The sequence below is a fragment of the Oricola sp. genome (assembly GCF_022763245.1).
In the GTDB taxonomy this organism is placed as follows: Bacteria; Pseudomonadota; Alphaproteobacteria; order Rhizobiales; family Rhizobiaceae; genus Oricola.
This window is the reverse complement of the sequence record NZ_JALEGV010000012.1, coordinates 514,565-529,910: the sequence shown is the minus strand read 5'-3', so window position 1 is coordinate 529,910 and position 15,346 is coordinate 514,565. Positions and strand designations below refer to the sequence as shown.

Annotated in this window: 15 protein-coding genes; 11 read left to right on the top strand and 4 right to left on the bottom strand. The window is 65.0% G+C overall.

The annotated features are described in order from the left end of the window. Positions 1–132: 132 nt before the first annotated feature. The 3 genes from MRY80_RS06810 to MRY80_RS06800 all read left to right on the top strand — a co-directional run bounded on the left by MRY80_RS06810 (position 133) and on the right by MRY80_RS06800 (position 3,702). On the top strand, positions 133–2,469 hold the full coding sequence (locus MRY80_RS06810; RefSeq protein ID WP_293289311.1) for an EAL domain-containing protein: 2,337 nt from the start codon (positions 133–135) through the stop codon (positions 2,467–2,469). Between the two features lie 176 nt (positions 2,470–2,645). After that, the gene (locus MRY80_RS06805; protein WP_293289310.1) at positions 2,646–3,389 is read left to right on the top strand and encodes a hypothetical protein; all 744 of its coding nucleotides are present in this window, start codon (positions 2,646–2,648) and stop codon (positions 3,387–3,389) included. Between the two features lie 88 nt (positions 3,390–3,477). After that, on the top strand, positions 3,478–3,702 hold the full coding sequence (locus MRY80_RS06800; RefSeq protein WP_293289309.1) for an aa3-type cytochrome c oxidase subunit IV: 225 nt from the start codon (positions 3,478–3,480) through the stop codon (positions 3,700–3,702). A gap of 123 nt (positions 3,703–3,825) precedes the next feature. Here MRY80_RS06800 and MRY80_RS06795 read toward each other — a convergent pair whose 3' ends face one another. Continuing rightward, positions 3,826–4,710 (bottom strand): tetratricopeptide repeat protein, encoded by an 885-nt coding sequence (locus MRY80_RS06795; RefSeq protein WP_293289308.1) that lies wholly within the window; start codon positions 4,708–4,710, stop codon positions 3,826–3,828. Positions 4,711–4,832: 122 nt separating this feature from the next. After that, on the bottom strand, positions 4,833–5,054 hold the full coding sequence (rpsU, locus tag MRY80_RS06790; RefSeq protein ID WP_175278240.1) for a 30S ribosomal protein S21: 222 nt from the start codon (positions 5,052–5,054) through the stop codon (positions 4,833–4,835). A gap of 532 nt (positions 5,055–5,586) precedes the next feature. Between rpsU and MRY80_RS06785 the strand changes: the two genes are divergently transcribed. From MRY80_RS06785 to MRY80_RS06760, 6 genes are all read left to right on the top strand, one after another. Further along, complete coding sequence (locus tag MRY80_RS06785; protein WP_293289303.1) at positions 5,587–6,840, top strand: sarcosine oxidase subunit beta family protein; 1,254 nt, start codon at positions 5,587–5,589, stop codon at positions 6,838–6,840. Next, positions 6,840–7,250 carry a hypothetical protein gene (locus tag MRY80_RS06780; protein ID WP_293289301.1) on the top strand — a complete coding sequence of 137 codons (411 nt, stop codon included), beginning with the start codon at positions 6,840–6,842 and terminating at the stop codon, positions 7,248–7,250. The genes MRY80_RS06785 and MRY80_RS06780 overlap by 1 nt, the downstream gene beginning before the upstream one ends. 195 nt (positions 7,251–7,445) lie before the next feature. Next, on the top strand, positions 7,446–7,754 hold the full coding sequence (locus MRY80_RS06775; RefSeq protein WP_293289299.1) for a sarcosine oxidase subunit delta: 309 nt from the start codon (positions 7,446–7,448) through the stop codon (positions 7,752–7,754). Further along, positions 7,751–10,756 carry a sarcosine oxidase subunit alpha gene (locus MRY80_RS06770; protein WP_293289297.1) on the top strand — a complete coding sequence of 1,002 codons (3,006 nt, stop codon included), beginning with the start codon at positions 7,751–7,753 and terminating at the stop codon, positions 10,754–10,756. Before MRY80_RS06775 ends, MRY80_RS06770 begins: the two co-directional genes overlap by 4 nt. After that, complete coding sequence (locus MRY80_RS06765) at positions 10,749–11,294, top strand: sarcosine oxidase subunit gamma (RefSeq protein ID WP_293289295.1); 546 nt, start codon at positions 10,749–10,751, stop codon at positions 11,292–11,294. Before MRY80_RS06770 ends, MRY80_RS06765 begins: the two co-directional genes overlap by 8 nt. Before the next feature lie 75 nt (positions 11,295–11,369). After that, positions 11,370–11,924 (top strand): hypothetical protein, encoded by a 555-nt coding sequence (locus tag MRY80_RS06760; RefSeq protein ID WP_293289293.1) that lies wholly within the window; start codon positions 11,370–11,372, stop codon positions 11,922–11,924. Positions 11,925–11,926: 2 nt separating this feature from the next. Here the strand turns inward: MRY80_RS06760 and MRY80_RS06755 are convergent, their stop codons facing one another. Together MRY80_RS06755 and MRY80_RS06750 are read right to left on the bottom strand one after the other, a co-directional pair. Next, positions 11,927–12,394: a MaoC family dehydratase gene (locus MRY80_RS06755; RefSeq protein ID WP_293289291.1), complete on the bottom strand. Its 468-nt coding sequence runs from the start codon at positions 12,392–12,394 to the stop codon at positions 11,927–11,929. Positions 12,395–12,489: 95 nt separating this feature from the next. After that, positions 12,490–12,741, bottom strand: coding sequence for a GlsB/YeaQ/YmgE family stress response membrane protein (locus MRY80_RS06750; RefSeq protein ID WP_293289289.1), 252 nt, complete (start codon positions 12,739–12,741; stop codon positions 12,490–12,492). Positions 12,742–12,944: 203 nt separating this feature from the next. On the opposite strand from MRY80_RS06750, the gene MRY80_RS06745 reads away from it, so the two are divergent. Both MRY80_RS06745 and MRY80_RS06740 read left to right on the top strand, forming a co-directional pair. After that, positions 12,945–13,856, top strand: coding sequence for a 3-keto-5-aminohexanoate cleavage protein (locus MRY80_RS06745; RefSeq protein WP_293289287.1), 912 nt, complete (start codon positions 12,945–12,947; stop codon positions 13,854–13,856). After that, positions 13,853–15,277: a carnitine 3-dehydrogenase gene (locus MRY80_RS06740; protein WP_293289285.1), complete on the top strand. Its 1,425-nt coding sequence runs from the start codon at positions 13,853–13,855 to the stop codon at positions 15,275–15,277. Before MRY80_RS06745 ends, MRY80_RS06740 begins: the two co-directional genes overlap by 4 nt. Positions 15,278–15,346: the final 69 nt, after the last annotated feature.

Below are 15,346 nucleotides of genomic sequence, written 5' to 3'. Positions count from 1 at the left end.
TGCCGGGCGAACCGCCCTTCCGCGGCCGGCATGCGCCCGTTTCTTCCAGTCTTGGGTATCCCCTAAACGCTTCCTTAAGCGCGGAGCGTTAGCGTCGGCGCTGGTCCCCGCCGGAATCCACAGAGGCGAGTTTTGAAGCAAACCATCTCAAAATCGATGATGGCCGAGGTGTACACGTCGTTCGTGGACACCTTCTTCAGGGATTCGCACTCTCTCGTCGTCGGCGCCGTGATGCAGTTCATCGTCGTCGGCGCGGCGTGGCTGGACACCGGCCATATCGTCTATCCGGTGCTCGTCGTCGCGATCCTGCTGACGGCCTATGTCCGGGTTCGCCAGTTCGGCGCGTACCATGCGGACAAGGAGCGGGCCGCCGCTCTGGAGGGCGACGAGAAGGTCGAGTGGGCGACCATGTGGGAAACCCGCTACATGTGGACCTCCGCGGTCGGAGCGGGCCTGATCGGCGTCTACGCCTTCGTGGCGATGCATGTCGCCTCCAGCGAATACACCCTGATTTCCGCCTTCACGCTGGTCTTCGCCACCTTGCCGACCGTCGTTGCCAGGCTCTACGGCTCGCCCCGGCTGGTCTTCACGATCGTGGTGTCGCTGCTGGTGCCTGCCTCCGTGGGCGCCGCGCTCTATGGCGATCTCGCGCATCTGCTCGCGGCGCTGATGTGCGTGCCCTACATCGCGCTCATGCAGACCTTGGTGCGCAACATTCGCGCCTCGGTGATCGACGCGATCCAGGGCCGCGCCAAGAACCAGGAAATCGCCGAGCGCTTCGACATCGCGCTCAACAACATGTCGCACGGTCTGATCATGTTCGACGACGATCTGCGGGTTCTGGTCGCCAACAAGACGGCGCGTACACTGTTCGACATTCCCGACCACATCGTTCTGGAGGGCCGTCACTTCGAGACGATCCTGCGTTATGGACGGGCGCGCAAGGTGCTGTCCGTGCGCCAGGTCGACAAGCTGCGGCGGCAGTTGCTGCCGATGATCCTCCGGGGCGGCACGGAAAAGCGCTTCGTGCTCAATGACGGGCGCCACGTGGAATTCCGGTCGAACCCGCGCGGTTCGTCCGGTGCAGTGCTGACCTTCGAGGACATCACCGAACGCATCAATGCCGAGCGGCAGATGCTGTCCATGGCGCGCTACGACGCGCTGACGGGCCTGCCCAATCGCAGTTATTTCGCGACGCTGATCTCCGAACGGCTGAAGCAGAAGTCGTGCGAAAGCGGCTGCATGCTGATCATGCTCGACATCGACGATTTCAAGCATGTCAACGACACGCTCGGCCACGCGCAGGGCGACATGCTTCTGCGCACCGTGGCGTCCCGGCTAAAGGATTTCCGCCTCAGCGACGTGCTGGTCTCGCGCCAGGGCGGCGACGAATTCATGGTGTTCGTGCCCGAGCAGGCCAACGCCCTGTCGCCGAACGAAACAGCCGAGCTGGTGCGGTCCAAGCTGATGGGCGTCTACGAGCTGAGTGGCGAGCAGGTGCATGTGACGGTTAGCATCGGCCTTGCCGCGGCGGAGGGCGCCGGCTTCGACCTCACCCGCATGATGGTGCGCGCCGACCTCGCGCTCTATCGATCCAAGGCGCAGGGCAAGGGCGTTTGCTCGGTGTTCGAGGATTCCATGGACGCCGAATACAAGCGCCGCCAGCTGGTGAAGGGCGAGTTGGCCAAGGCGCTGGACGAAGACGCGCTTTCGGTGCGTTACCAGCCGATCGTCGATGCGCATACGGGCAAGATCGTCGCCTGCGAGGCGCTGTCGCGGTGGAGCCACCCGGAATTGGGCGACATCTCGCCGGCCGAGTACATTCCGCTCGCCGAAGAGATGGGCATGATCGGCAAGGTGAGCCGGTCGGTGCTGCTGCGGGCGATGCAGGATTGCGTGAAATGGCCGGGCGACGTGAGCGTTTCCGTCAACCTGTCGGCCATCGACTTCCGCCGTTCGCGCCTGCTCGACGAAATCGACGACGCTATCCGCAAGTCCGGCATCTCGACGAACCGTCTCGAGATCGAGGTGACGGAAACCGCCGTCATCTCCAACGAGGCGGAAATGCTCACCATGCTGCAGACGATCCGCGACCGCGGCATCAAGGTCTCGCTGGACGATTTCGGCACGGGCTACTCGTCGCTCAGCTATCTGCACAAGCTGCCGCTGGACAAGGTGAAGATCGACCGCTCCTTCGTGGAGGGCATCGAGAGCGGGAAGACGCCGATCGACCTGCTGCGCGGCGTGACCAACCTGTGCATCATGCTCGGCCTCGAAGTGACGATCGAGGGTGTGTCTTCGGATGCGCAACTCAGTCTCGTGCTTGCCACCAAGGGGGTGAGCCGCATCCAGGGCTTCGTGCTCGGGCCGGCCCTGCCGACCGCCTCGATCCTCGAACTGGCCCGCCATTCGCTGCTGCCAGTCTCGCCGGTCCGCTACATTTCCCCGAAAGCCGCCGTCGCTTCCTGAAGCGCCGGGAGGCCCCGTTAGAGGGGCGCGAAAGCGCTCAAAGTGACCCAGGGGCAATTGCCCGGCCTTAACCACGCTCGCAATCGATCATGGTTAACAAGGACTTAATCAGATATTGCTATTTACAACGTTAAGAGCTTGTTTACCCTGTTTCCCGGGACATATGGGGACACGATATGAGCGTACCGCTTGGACATGCCGAGGGGACGGGTGGCGCTGCCAACCTGAATGAACACATTCTCGAAGCGACGCAGCGCATGGAATACCGGCGCGTCGTTTCGCCGGAGGACTTCGAAGACATCAGCCAATTGCGCAGCCGGGCCTTCGACGCGCATGACCTTTACGCCCACAAGCTGCATGGCGACGCGGTGGACGAGAGCGACCGGCTGCCGGGGGCGCAGGTGTTCGGCGTCTATTACGAGGAACAGCTCGCCTCCACGCTGCGCATCGCCCACGTGACCGCGGAAACCCCGGACTGTCAGGCGGTGCGGATTTTTCCCGAAGTCATGAAGCCGCTTCTGGCGCAGGGGCAGACATTCATCGATCCGAGCCGTTTCGCGGTGGACGAGGAAATGTCGCGCGAGGTGCCGGGTCTGGCGCTCATGACGTTGCGGATCGCCTTCATGGCGACCAAGCACTTCAAGGTGAATGCCTGTCTCGGGCTTGTCGCCCAAGACCACATTCCGTTCTATCGGCGGGTGTTCCGATCGACGATCATCGCCGGGCCGAAGAAGGTGAAGGAGTTTCTGGTGGAGCCGGTGCTGTTTGCCAGCCCGCTGCGTGAAGCCGAGATCTGCCAGCGCTATCCGTTGTTCCACTCCACGGAAACGGAGCGCAGGCTCTTGTTCGACACGCCGGCGTCGCGCCTCCCGGCGCTGAACGTGCTGCCGACCGCGAAGATTGCAATTCTGGCGGCATAATCACGCAGTTTCATCGAAGGCATTGCAGTCGGCCGGGCTTTTCGCTAATCGCAAGCCAGTCAGACACTTGCCGAGCGGAGCAGAAGCCATGGCCGACACTCACCCTTCCGGTCCTGCGGAAACCGGAGCCGAAATGGATTACACGGAACATGAGCGCACCTACGCGATGTTCCTGAACATGAGCAAATGGCTCGTCGTGATGTGCGTCGCCCTGCTCATTGCCATGTCCTTCGGCTTCTTCGCCGGCGGCGGCCTGTTCGGCGGCATCGTCGCCTTCGTCCTGCTGATGATCCTGGGCTACTTCCTGGCCTGATCCGGATGACCGTTCCGACGGAACGGTCATCGCATGCATCACGGATCGCTCGCTGACGCGGGCGGTCCGTTTTCTTGTTCTGGGATCAGTGTCGACGTTCGATAAAGGCGGGGCCCGTCGACGTCAGCCGCCGACGCGGGCGAGGCCGCTGCGGGCCGGCTCGTATTCGCCGTCGAGCTGCAGTGCGCGCAGGTAGGATTTCTTGGCCTTGTCCAGTTCGCCGCGCTTCTCATAGACCAGCGCCTGGTTCGCCCAGCTTTCGGCTATGCGTTCGTCTAGGCGTAGGGCGTAGTTGAAGTCGTCGAACGCGTTGTCGGTCTGGCCGAGCGCCATGTAGGACAGGCCACGGCCGTTATAGGGCTCGGGGGCGCTGGGCTGCAGCGAGATGGCGGTGGAGAAGTCGTCGATGGCGAAGTCGTGCTGGCCGCGGGTCTGGTAGATCAGGCCGCGCCGGAAGAAGGCGCGGGGATCGGTCGTGTCGAGCTGGATGGCCTTCTGGAAATCGTTGAAGGCCTCCGTCACGCGACCGGCACGGCGGTAGAGCTCGCCGCGACCGATATAGGCCGCGTCGTAGCGCGGATTGAGCCGGATGGCGCGATCATAGTCCTCGGCCGCCCGGCCGAGATCGCCCATGTTGCGATAGATCAGCGCGCGATTGGCGTAGGCTTCGTGGAACCGCGGATTGATCTGGATGGCGCGATCGAAATCGCGCAGCGCGTCCTCGTAGCGCCCGGCGCGGCCGAAGGCGGAGCCGCGGACGTTGTAGCCGTTGGGATCCTGCGGATTGGCGCGAATCACGTTGGAGAGGGAAGCGATGTTCTCCTCGCTGCCCTGTTCGGCCTCGATGGTGGTGGCGAAACGGGTATCGACGTCGGACGTTTCACAGCCCGCGACCGCGAAGCCCGCCAGCACGATCGTCGCCGCGGCCAGTCCGGCCTTTCCGCCGAAGGGCTGGCGGTTCGTGCCGGAGGGGCGCATGGACCGCCTCGTCCTGCCCATCATTTCCATTGGCTCGTTTCCCATCCTGTCGGCGCCGCATATGAAAAAAGGCGGCGCGCTTTTGTTGAAGCAGCGCCACCTTCTTCAAATCGAAAAGGGACGAAATCGCGACAAAGCGCTCCGTCGGCGTCTTATCGGCCGCGGCCGCCCAGCAATCCTTCGCGCTGAGCGCGCTTGCGGGCGAGCTTGCGCGTGCGGCGGACGGCTTCCGCCTTCTCGCGGGCGCGCTTCTCGGAGGGCTTTTCGTAATGTCCGCGCATCTTCATTTCGCGGAAAATGCCTTCGCGCTGCATCTTTTTCTTCAGCGCGCGAAGCGCCTGGTCAACATTGTTGTCGCGTACGAGAACTTGCACGTGGATCCCAACTTTCTTCTGAATGACGGCAAATGGCGGAACACAACGTTCCCGTTCCGCGACGCGTCATCGCGGATTCGAGCGGCCTAGTAGCAGAATAACCAAGGATTGTCCACTATCGCGGCGGGGATACTTGCAGGCCGCCAAATCCGGCCATTCACGGATTTGTGAACCCGGCTTTCCCTCGAAATTTCTCCCGCATGGTCAGATTCAAGTTATGACCTTACGTAAATCAACGGGATGGTCGAGCGGGAGCGGACACGGTTCCGCGTGACCTGTTTGGCAGCTGTCTTCTCCGGATCACGCTGCCGGGAAGGCACGGGATACGCCCCATCCCCGTGCCTTCCTTTTTTCATGCCCGCTTTTTCCAAGTTGCCGACGAGTCGATGCGCGCCGCGCCAATGCCGTGCGCGCCATGGCAGGTCGCAAAAAGGGCAGGGTATGCTGCGGCCCGCCGATAATGCTAGCATTCTGCGGCGCTCGGAGCATGTCCCGATGCGCATTTCTGGACGACCTGACGAGGTGTGTTGCGATGCGGAAATTTTCCGGATTCGCCCTGGCGCGCGAAGCAATGCGGGGGCACAAGGGCTGGGGCCGGCAATGGGCCTCGCCCGAGCCGCGCAGCGACTATGACGTGATCATCATCGGGGCCGGCGGCCACGGCCTCGCCACAGCCTACTACCTGGCCAAGGAACATGGTGTCACGAATGTCGCCGTTCTGGAGAAGGGCTGGCTCGGCGGCGGCAATACCGGACGCAACACGACGATCATCCGCTCCAACTATCTCTACGACGAATCCGCAGGCCTGTACGATCACGCGGTGAAGCTGTGGGAGAATCTCAGCCAGGATATCAACTACAACGTCATGTATTCGCCGCGCGGCGTCATGATGCTGGCGCACAATGTCCATGACGTTCAGGTGTTCAAGCGGCACATCCACGCCAACCGGCTGAACGGCGTCGACAATGAATGGCTGACGCCGGAAGAGGCGAAGGAATACTGCCCGCCGCTCAACATCTCGCAGACGGCGCGCTACCCCGTGATGGGTGCGGCGTTGCAACGGCGCGGCGGCACGGCCCGCCACGACGCGGTCGCATGGGGCTATGCGCGTGCTGCCTCGGATCGTGGCGTCCACGTCATCCAGAATTGCGAAGTGACGGGCGTCCGCCGCGGCGCCGACGGCGCGGTGACCGGCGTTGAGACGTCGCGCGGCTTCATCGGCGCCAAGAAGGTCGGCGTCGTCGCCGCGGGCAACACCTCCGTCATCATGGAGATGGCGGGTGTGCGCATGCCGCTGGAGAGCTTCCCGCTGCAAGCGCTGGTCTCAGAGCCGGTCAAGCCGTGTTTTCCGTGCGTCGTGATGTCGAACACCGTGCATGCCTATATCTCCCAGTCCGACAAGGGCGAACTGGTGATCGGGGCCGGCACCGACCAGTACACCTCTTATTCGCAGACCGGCGGGTTGCACATCATCCAGCATACGCTGGACGCGATCTGCGAGATGTTCCCGGTCTTCACCCGGATGCGCATGCTGCGCTCCTGGGGCGGCATCGTCGATGTGACGCCGGACCGTTCGCCGATCATCTCCAGGACGCCGGTTCCCGGCCTGTTCGTCAATTGCGGCTGGGGCACCGGCGGCTTCAAGGCGACGCCCGGCTCGGGCCACGTTTTCGCCCACACGATCGCGCAGAACGCGCCGCATGCGATCAACGCCGGATACACGATGGAGCGCTTCACGACGGGACGCCTGATCGACGAGGCGGCTGCGGCGGCGGTGGCCCACTGATGCGATCGGCGATCGCCATATCCGCAGCGCTTGGCGCGTCGCTCGGCTGGCCGGCCTCGTCGGCGGCAAACGAGGCGGCGTTCGGCGGCGGTCTGCCGGAACTGGCGATCGATGCGCGCGACACGATCGGGGAATGGCCCTTCGCCGTCGAGCAAGGGACGCTCACCTGCGTCGAGGTCAACGGACAGAAGGTGGTGCTCTTTTCCGAACCGTGGCCGGAGGACGCCGGCGGTTTCGGCAACATAAAACTGCCACGCAACGTGATCGTGTCCGTCAATCCATTCGCCCTGCTGGCCTCGATCGAGGATCGGGCGCTCTACCGGCCGTTCGACAGTCTGGAGACGCTGATCCGGCGGCTGGCGCCTTACGAGGCCAAGGGGCGGGAACTGTGCGAAGGACAGGAGATCTGACGCGATGACCGAGTTGCTGACTTGCCATGGCGTCGATCGGCACAGGACCGTGAGCCTCATCCCAGATGAAGGACGTCGTCTCGTTCTGTCCACCAATCCGCTTCGGATATTCGCCACGGCGATGCGCCGACCCGTGCTCCCTCAACCGCGCGGCCAACACACGCCCCTGCTTCAAGTTCAAGTGAGGATGGCTCCATGCTTCTGATCCGTTGCCCCTATTGCGAAGAAGAGCGCCCCGAGCTCGAATTCCGCCATGCCGGCGAGGCGCACATCGCGCGACCCGAGAATATCGCGGACATCTCCGACGAGGAGTTCGCGCAGTATTTCTTCTATCGCGACAACCCGAAGGGCATGGCGTTCGAGCGCTGGCGGCACATGCACGGCTGCGGGCGCTTCTTCAACGCGGTGCGCCACACGGTGACCGACAAATTCGTCATGACCTACAAGGCCGGCGAGCCGAAGCCGGTGCTTGAGGAGCCGCAGGAAGGACAGAGCGCGCCATGACCGCCGCCGGTATCAACCGCATCGCCGGCAAGGGCCGGCTGACGCCCGCCAACACCGTTCGTTTCACCTTCGACGACAAGAGCTTCACGGGGCTTGCCGGAGACACGCTGGCGTCCGCGCTGATCGCCAACAACGTCCACCTGGTCGGCCGGTCGTTCAAATATCACCGCCCGCGCGGGGTGCTGTCGGCCGGGGCGGAAGAGCCCAGCGCGCTGGTCGGCGTGCGCCGCGACGCGGCGCGCCGTGCGCCGAACATCCGCGCCACCGTGCAGGAAATCCATGACGGGCTGGACGCGGTCAGCCAGAACCGCTGGCCGTCGCTCGGCTTCGACATCGGCGCGGTCAACGACATCGCCTCGCCGCTGTTTTCGGCCGGTTTCTACTACAAGACCTTCATGTGGCCGAAGGTCGCCTGGAAGCATTTCTACGAACCCTTCATCCGCAACGCGGCAGGGCTTGGCGTCGCGCCGACGGAGATCGATCCGGACCACTATGCCTCGCGCTACGTGCATTGCGACGTTCTGGTGATCGGCGGCGGCGCCGCCGGGCTCGCCGCGGCGCTTGCCGCCGCCGAGACCGGGGCGCAGGTGATCCTGTGCGACGAGAATGCGCAGGTCGGCGGCGCGCTGCGCTTCGAAACCGAGGCCCGGCTGGACGGGCTCGGCGGCTTCGACTGGGCCGAGCAGGCGGCTGGCCGCCTCGCCGCGATGGACAATGTGCGGCTGCTGACGCGCACGACGGCCTTCGGCTATTACGCGCAGAATTTCGTCGGGCTGGTGGAGCGGGTGAGCGACCATGTGGCCGCGCCCGATCCGGACCTGCCGCGCGAACGGCTGTGGCAGTTGCGCGCCCGGCGCGTGATCATCGCCGCGGGCGCGATCGAGCGGCACATGGTGTTCGCCAACAACGACCGCCCGGGCATCATGCTGGCCTCGGCCGCGCGCATGTATCTGAACCATTACGGCGTCGCCGTGGGGCGCAGCGTCGGCGTCTATACCGCCAATGACAGCGCCTATGCCGCGGCGATCGACCTGAAGAAGGCCGGCGTCGACATTCCCGCCATCGTCGATCTGCGCGACGCGCCGGACAGCGGCGTGGCGGAAGAGGCCAGGGCGCTCGGGATCCGCGTGCTGACGGGCCACGCCGTGACGGGCGCGGGCGGCAAGTTGCGGGTTGCATCGATGACGGTGGAGCCCGCAAAGGGCACGGCGAAAGCCGAGATCATTCCGATCGACGCGTTGCTCATGAGCGCCGGCTGGACGCCGTCGGTGCACATGTTCTCCCAGTCGCGCGGCAAGGTGGCCTGGGATGAGGCGAGCGAGCGGTTCCTGCCAGGAACCTATGCGCAGGATTGCGTCTCCGTCGGTGCCTGCAACGGAACGGACGGTCTGGAGGCGAGCGTCGCCGAAGCGCTGGCCGTCGGCGAAACGATGGCGAAACAGGCGCGTCCGGGCGCGACGACATCGGGCGTCACAATCCGGGTCGACGGCGAAGGCAAATGGTCCGGCGGCATGTCCGGCGCCGCGCCGGGTTCGACGCCAGGCAAGGTCATCAAGGCTTTCGTCGATTACCAGAACGATGTGACGGCGAAGGACATCCGCCTCGCGGTTCAGGAAGGTATGCACTCCATCGAGCATGTCAAACGCTTCACCACCAACGGCATGGCGACCGACCAGGGCAAGTTGTCGAACCTGCACGGTCTGGCGATCGCTGCCGAGGCGCTGGGCCGTCCGATCCCGCAGGTGGGGCTGACGACCTTCCGTCCGCCCTACACGCCGACCACCTTCGGCGCGATTGTCAATCATGCGCGGGGAAAGCTGTTCGATCCGGTTCGCCGGACGCCGATGCACGCCTCCGAAGAGGCCGCCGGCGCAGTCTTCGAGGATGTCGGGCAGTGGAAGCGCGCCTGGTATTATCCGCGCTCGGGCGAGGACATGCATGCCGCCGTCAATCGCGAGTGCAAGACTGTGCGCGAGGTTGCCGGCATGTTCGACGCCTCGACGCTTGGCAAGATCGAGGTGGTCGGTCCGGATGCGGCGCAGTTCCTCGATCTCCTCTACACCAACCCGTTCATGAAGCTCGGCGTCGGCAAGCTGCGCTACGGCATCATGTGCCGCGAGGACGGCTTCATCTATGACGACGGCGTCGTGGCGCGTGTCGCCGAGGACCGGTTCCACGTGACGACCACGACGGGCGGCGCGCCGCGCGTGCTGCACCACATGGAGGACTATCTCCAGACCGAGTTCCCGCATCTGAAAGTGTGGCTGACGTCCACTTCGGAACAATGGGCGGTGATCGCGGTGCAAGGACCGAAGGCGCGCGAGATCGTGGAGCCTTTCGTCTCCGGCATCGACCTGTCCAACGAGGCCTTTCCGCACATGTCCTATGCCGAGGGCACGGTCTGTGGGGTGCCGGCCCGGGTCTTCCGAATGTCGTTTACGGGCGAGGCGGGCTACGAGATCAACGTGCCGGCCGACCATGGCCGCATGGTGTGGGACGCGATCCACGAGCGCGGAGCGCCGATGGGCATGTGCCTCTACGGCACGGAGACGATGCACGTTCTGCGTGCCGAAAAGGGCTACATCATCGTCGGCCAGGACACGGACGGCACGGTGACCCCGCATGACGCCGGGCTTTCCTGGGCGGTTGGCAAGAAGAAGACGGATTTCGTCGGCATTCGCGGCCTGAAGCGACCCGATCTGGCGGCGGACGGCCGCCGCCAGCTCGTCGGGCTGAAGGTGAAGGACGGCAAGACCGTTCTGGAGGAAGGCGCCCAGATCGTCGCCAATCCGCATCAGCCGGTTCCGATGAAGATCATCGGCTGGGTGTCGTCGTCCTACTGGTCGGAAAACTGCGGCCAGCCGATCGCCCTGGCGCTGATCGACGACGGCTTCAAGCGCATGGGCGAGACGCTGCATGTGCCGATGCCGGACCGGGTGATCGAGGTCGAGGTGTGCGACACGGTGTTCTTCGACAAGGAAGGAGGCAGGCTCCATGGCTGAGGGTCAGGTGACGCGTGAATTGCCGCTGGACGGCCGGTTCGCGGGCGGCGCATCCGTGAGCGTGCGACCGGCGGGTGCTGCGCGACGGGTTTCGCTGCGCGTGCCGGCGGAGAGTGTCGCGGCGGTGTCGAACAGCCTCGGCGTCGAGCTTCCGACGCGACCCGGCGCTTCGGCTCAGGCCGGCGCGCGGGCGGTGCTGTGGCTCGGCCCGGACGAGTGGCTGGTGATCGAGGAAGGCGAACGCTACCCGATGGCGGATCTCGAGGGCGCCGGCGTGCTCTTTGCCGCGGTCGACGTGTCTCACCGCAACACGGCCATTCTCGTGACGGGGCCGGCGGCGGCCGATGTCCTCAATGCCGGCTGTCCGCGCGACCTGTCGCTGGAGACGTTTCCGGTTAGCGCCTGCTCGCGCACCGTGCTCGGCAAGATCGAGATCGTGCTGTGGCGCATGGCGGACGACGCGTTTCGCGTGGAATGCTGGCGCAGCTTCTCCGACTACGCGTTCGACTTCCTGAAGGACGCAACGCGGGGTCAGTGAGCGTTTCCGACCGGTCAACCCGGCCTTAAGCCTTGCATGTTTGCATGAGGCGGGGCGGAGAGACCGGGAGGCGTCATGCTGGAACACGTTGCGGCCAGGCTGGAGAAAGGCGCCGGCATCCGGCCTGTCGCCGATTTCGGCGTCGTCCATGAAGGCAAGGTCGGCTACACGGATTGCGCGGTGCTTGCCGGGCTGGAAACATGGCGCGACGCGCATTTCGTGCGGATCACGGTTCGTCACAGCCGCGGGCGCGGCTTCACAAAGACGCGCGTGATCAAGTGGCCTTATGCGACGGACGATCCGGCGGCGCTGGGCGCCGTGATCGCGGATCTCGAGGCTTTTGCGAACGGGCCGCAGAACGGATTGCTGCGCGACGACCGGACTGGGTTCGGGCGCTTCTTCGACGCACTCACCCGGACCGAGCATCTCGGGCGATACGACTTTGCCTCTCCGATCGATGACGGGGACACCCACGAGGTCTACGGGCAGATCGCCCGGTATGGCGACCAAACCGAAGCGACCTTGACGTCGAGGCGGCCCGGACGCGGATTCATCTTCGGCCAGATGCCGCTCGGCGCCGTGATCGGGATCGCCGAGGCCTACCGCCGCTATTCGGCGGGCCGGGGATAACCCTAATCGCGCGCCACCACGGACATGGTGATCCATGTGGCGGTGAGCGCCGGCTTGAGGCTGTTCTCGATTTCCAGCGTCACCTCGTAAGTGTTGAGCACGCGGCCCGAGGGGCGGATGTCGGCGTTCGCAAGCATGAAGACGGCGCGGACGCGTGATCCGGTCTTGACCGGGGCCTGGAAGCGGATCTTGTCGAAGCCGTAATTGATGCCCATCGTCGCGCCTTCCAGCGTGGGCAGGGCCTCATAGGCGAGCGTCGACAGAAGCGACAGCGTCAGGAAGCCATGGGCGATTGAGCCGCCGAAAGGCGTTTCCCTGGCGGCGCGCTCGGGATCGACGTGGATCCATTGATGATCGTCGGTCGCATCGGCGAAGCGGTCGATCATCTCCTGGGTCACGGGGCGCCACTCGGAGCGGCCGATCTCGGTGCCGACCGCGCCGGGGATGTCGTCGACGGTGATTGTTCGCATGTCTTTTCGCACAGTCCGGATTCAGGGAGGTCATGCCTGCCTTACGCATCGGCCGTGGCGTGATCAAGGCCTGCGATGCGCCGGACGCATGCGGGTCAGGCGCGCTTGAGAACCTTGACGATGACGAGCAGGATGACCGCGCCGATCGTGGCCGACACGATCGAGCCGATGAGTCCGCCGCCGATCATGAAGCCGGCGCGCGGCAGCAGGAAACCGGCGATCACCGCGCCGAGAATGCCGACGACGATGTTGCCGCCAAGGCCGAAGCCGCCGCCGCGAACGATCAGGCCGGCAAGCCAGCCCGCGATTCCGCCGACGATCACCATGATGAGAATTGCCATCAACATGCCTGTCTCCACTTCGCATTCGGTTCGTTGTCGCCTTTCCTCTTACATCATGATAGCGGCGGCGGATCGAAAATGTGACGAGGCCGCGCCGCTTTGTCCAGGCGTGGCGCAAACGGTCGGTGGAATGGCGTGGAAGCGGTGGCGGACGGGAGGCCGTTTCGCCTAGCCTTCACCGTCAACAGGCATTTGCAGAGGGGGTCGGCATGCCGCTTTCCATGAACCGAGAGGTCTTCATCACCTGCGCCGTGACGGGCTCGGGCGGCACACAGGATCGGAGTCCGCACGTGCCCCGCTCGCCGAAGGAGATCGCCGACAGCGCCATCGAGGCGGCGAAGGCGGGCGCTGCGATCGTGCATTGCCACGTTCGCGACCCCGAATCCGGCGCACCGTCACGCGACCTGGCGCTCTATCGCGAGCTCACGGAGCGCATTCGCGACGCGGAGACCGATGTCGTCTTGAACCTGACGGCGGGCATGGGCGGCGACATCGTCTTCGGTTCGACCGAAGCGCCGCTGCCATTGAGAATTGCGGGTACCGACATGGTCGGCGCGGCTGAACGCGTGGCGCATGTGGCGGAGTGCCTGCCGGAAATCTGCACGCTCGATTGCGGCACGATGAATTTCGCCGAGGCCGACTACGTGATGACCAACACGCCCGGCATGCTGCGCGCCATGGGCGCGATGATGACCGAACTCGGCGTGCGGCCGGAAATCGAGGCGTTCGACACCGGCCATCTGTGGTTTGCGCGCCAGCTTGTCGAGGAAGGCGTGCTGGAGGGGCCGGCGCTGGTGCAATTGTGCATGGGCATTCCCTGGGGCGCGCCGAACGATCTCAACACCTTCATGGCGATGGTCAACAACATCCCGTCCGACTGGCATTGGTCGGGTTTTTCGCTCGGACGCGACCAGATGGCCTATGCGGCCGCAGCGGTGCTGGCCGGCGGGAATGTGCGCGTGGGGCTTGAGGACAATCTGTTTCTCGACAAGGGCGTTTTGGCGACCAACGCGCAATTGGTCGAGCGCGCGGTCGGTATTGTCGAACGCATGGGTGCGCGGGTGATCGGGCCGGACGCCGTGCGCGAACGGCTCGGACTGACCAAGAGGGCGCCGAAATGACGACCTCGCAGAAGGCCGCCATCCTTGGCGGCGGCGTGATCGGCGGGGGCTGGCTGGCGCGGTTCCTGCTCAATGGCTGGGACGTCGCGGTCTACGACCCTGACCCCGAGGCCGAGCGCAAGATCGGCGCGGTGCTGGCAAATGCCCGCAGGGCGCTGCCGATGCTCTACGAGGTGCGGCTGCCGGCTGAGGGACGGCTCGTCTTTTGCGACACGCTTGCCGAGGCGGTCGCAGGCGCAACCTGGATCCAGGAGAGCGCGCCCGAGCGGCTCGATCTGAAGCATGCGATTCTCGCCGATGTCGAGCGTCATGCGCCTGCCGACGCGATCATCGGATCGTCGACCTCCGGCTTCCGGCCATCGCAATTGCAGGAGGGACTGGAACGGCCGGGCGCGGTGCTCGTCGCCCATCCGTTCAACCCTGTCTACCTGCTGCCGCTGGTCGAACTGGTGCCGTCCGCCGTCAATGCGCCGGATACGGTGACGCGGGCGGCCGACATATTGCGGTCGATCGGAATGTTCCCGCTGACGATCGGCAAGGAGATCGACGCCCATATCGCCGACAGGCTGCTGGAAGCGGTGTGGCGCGAGGCGCTCTGGCTGGTCAAGGACGGGATTGCCACCACAGGCGAGATCGATGACGCGATCCGCTACGGTTTCGGCCTGCGCTGGGCGCAGATGGGACTGTTCGAGACCTACCGGATCGCCGGCGGAGAGGCAGGGATGCGGCATTTTCTCGCGCAGTTCGGCCCGGCGCTGCAATGGCCCTGGACCAAGCTGATGGACGTGCCGGATTTGACCGACGAACTGGTCGAACGCATCGCCGCCCAGTCGGACGCGCAATCCGGTCACATGACGATCCGGGAACTGGAGCGTTTGCGCGACGACAATCTCGTGGCCAAGATGCGGGCGCTGAAAGGGCGCAACGCGGCGGTGGGCGTGCTTCTCAACGCCCACGAGAAGACCATCGCACCGCCTTCCGAAGCCGTCGCCGGACAGGCGCTTCAGACCATTTCGCGGATCGTGCCGGTCGACTGGACGGACTATAACGGCCACATGAACGAGAGCCGCTACGGGCAGGCGTTTTCCGACGCCGCGGATGCCGTGCTGGCGGTCATCGGCGCCGGCGAGGACTATGTCGCCGCCGGCAACAGCTTCTTCACCGTCGAGACGGGGATCAAATATCTGGCCGAGCTTCACGCCGGTGCGCCGATCCACGTCGAGACGGTCGTTACGGAGGGCGCCGGAAAGAAGCTGCGCCTGCGCCACAGCCTGCTTGGCGAAGACGGCACGTTGCACGCGACCGGCGAACAGCTGCTGATCCATGTCAGCCTGGAAACACGGCGCGCCTGCGAGCCGACGGATGCGGTGCGGTCGGCGCTGGAAGGTCTCGCTGCGGCGCATGCCGGACTTGTCAGGTGAGGCAGGTCGAGGCCACCTCGCACGGTGCTTTCACCGGCTTGTCCTGCGAGCAGCCCCGGCATGGGAGAT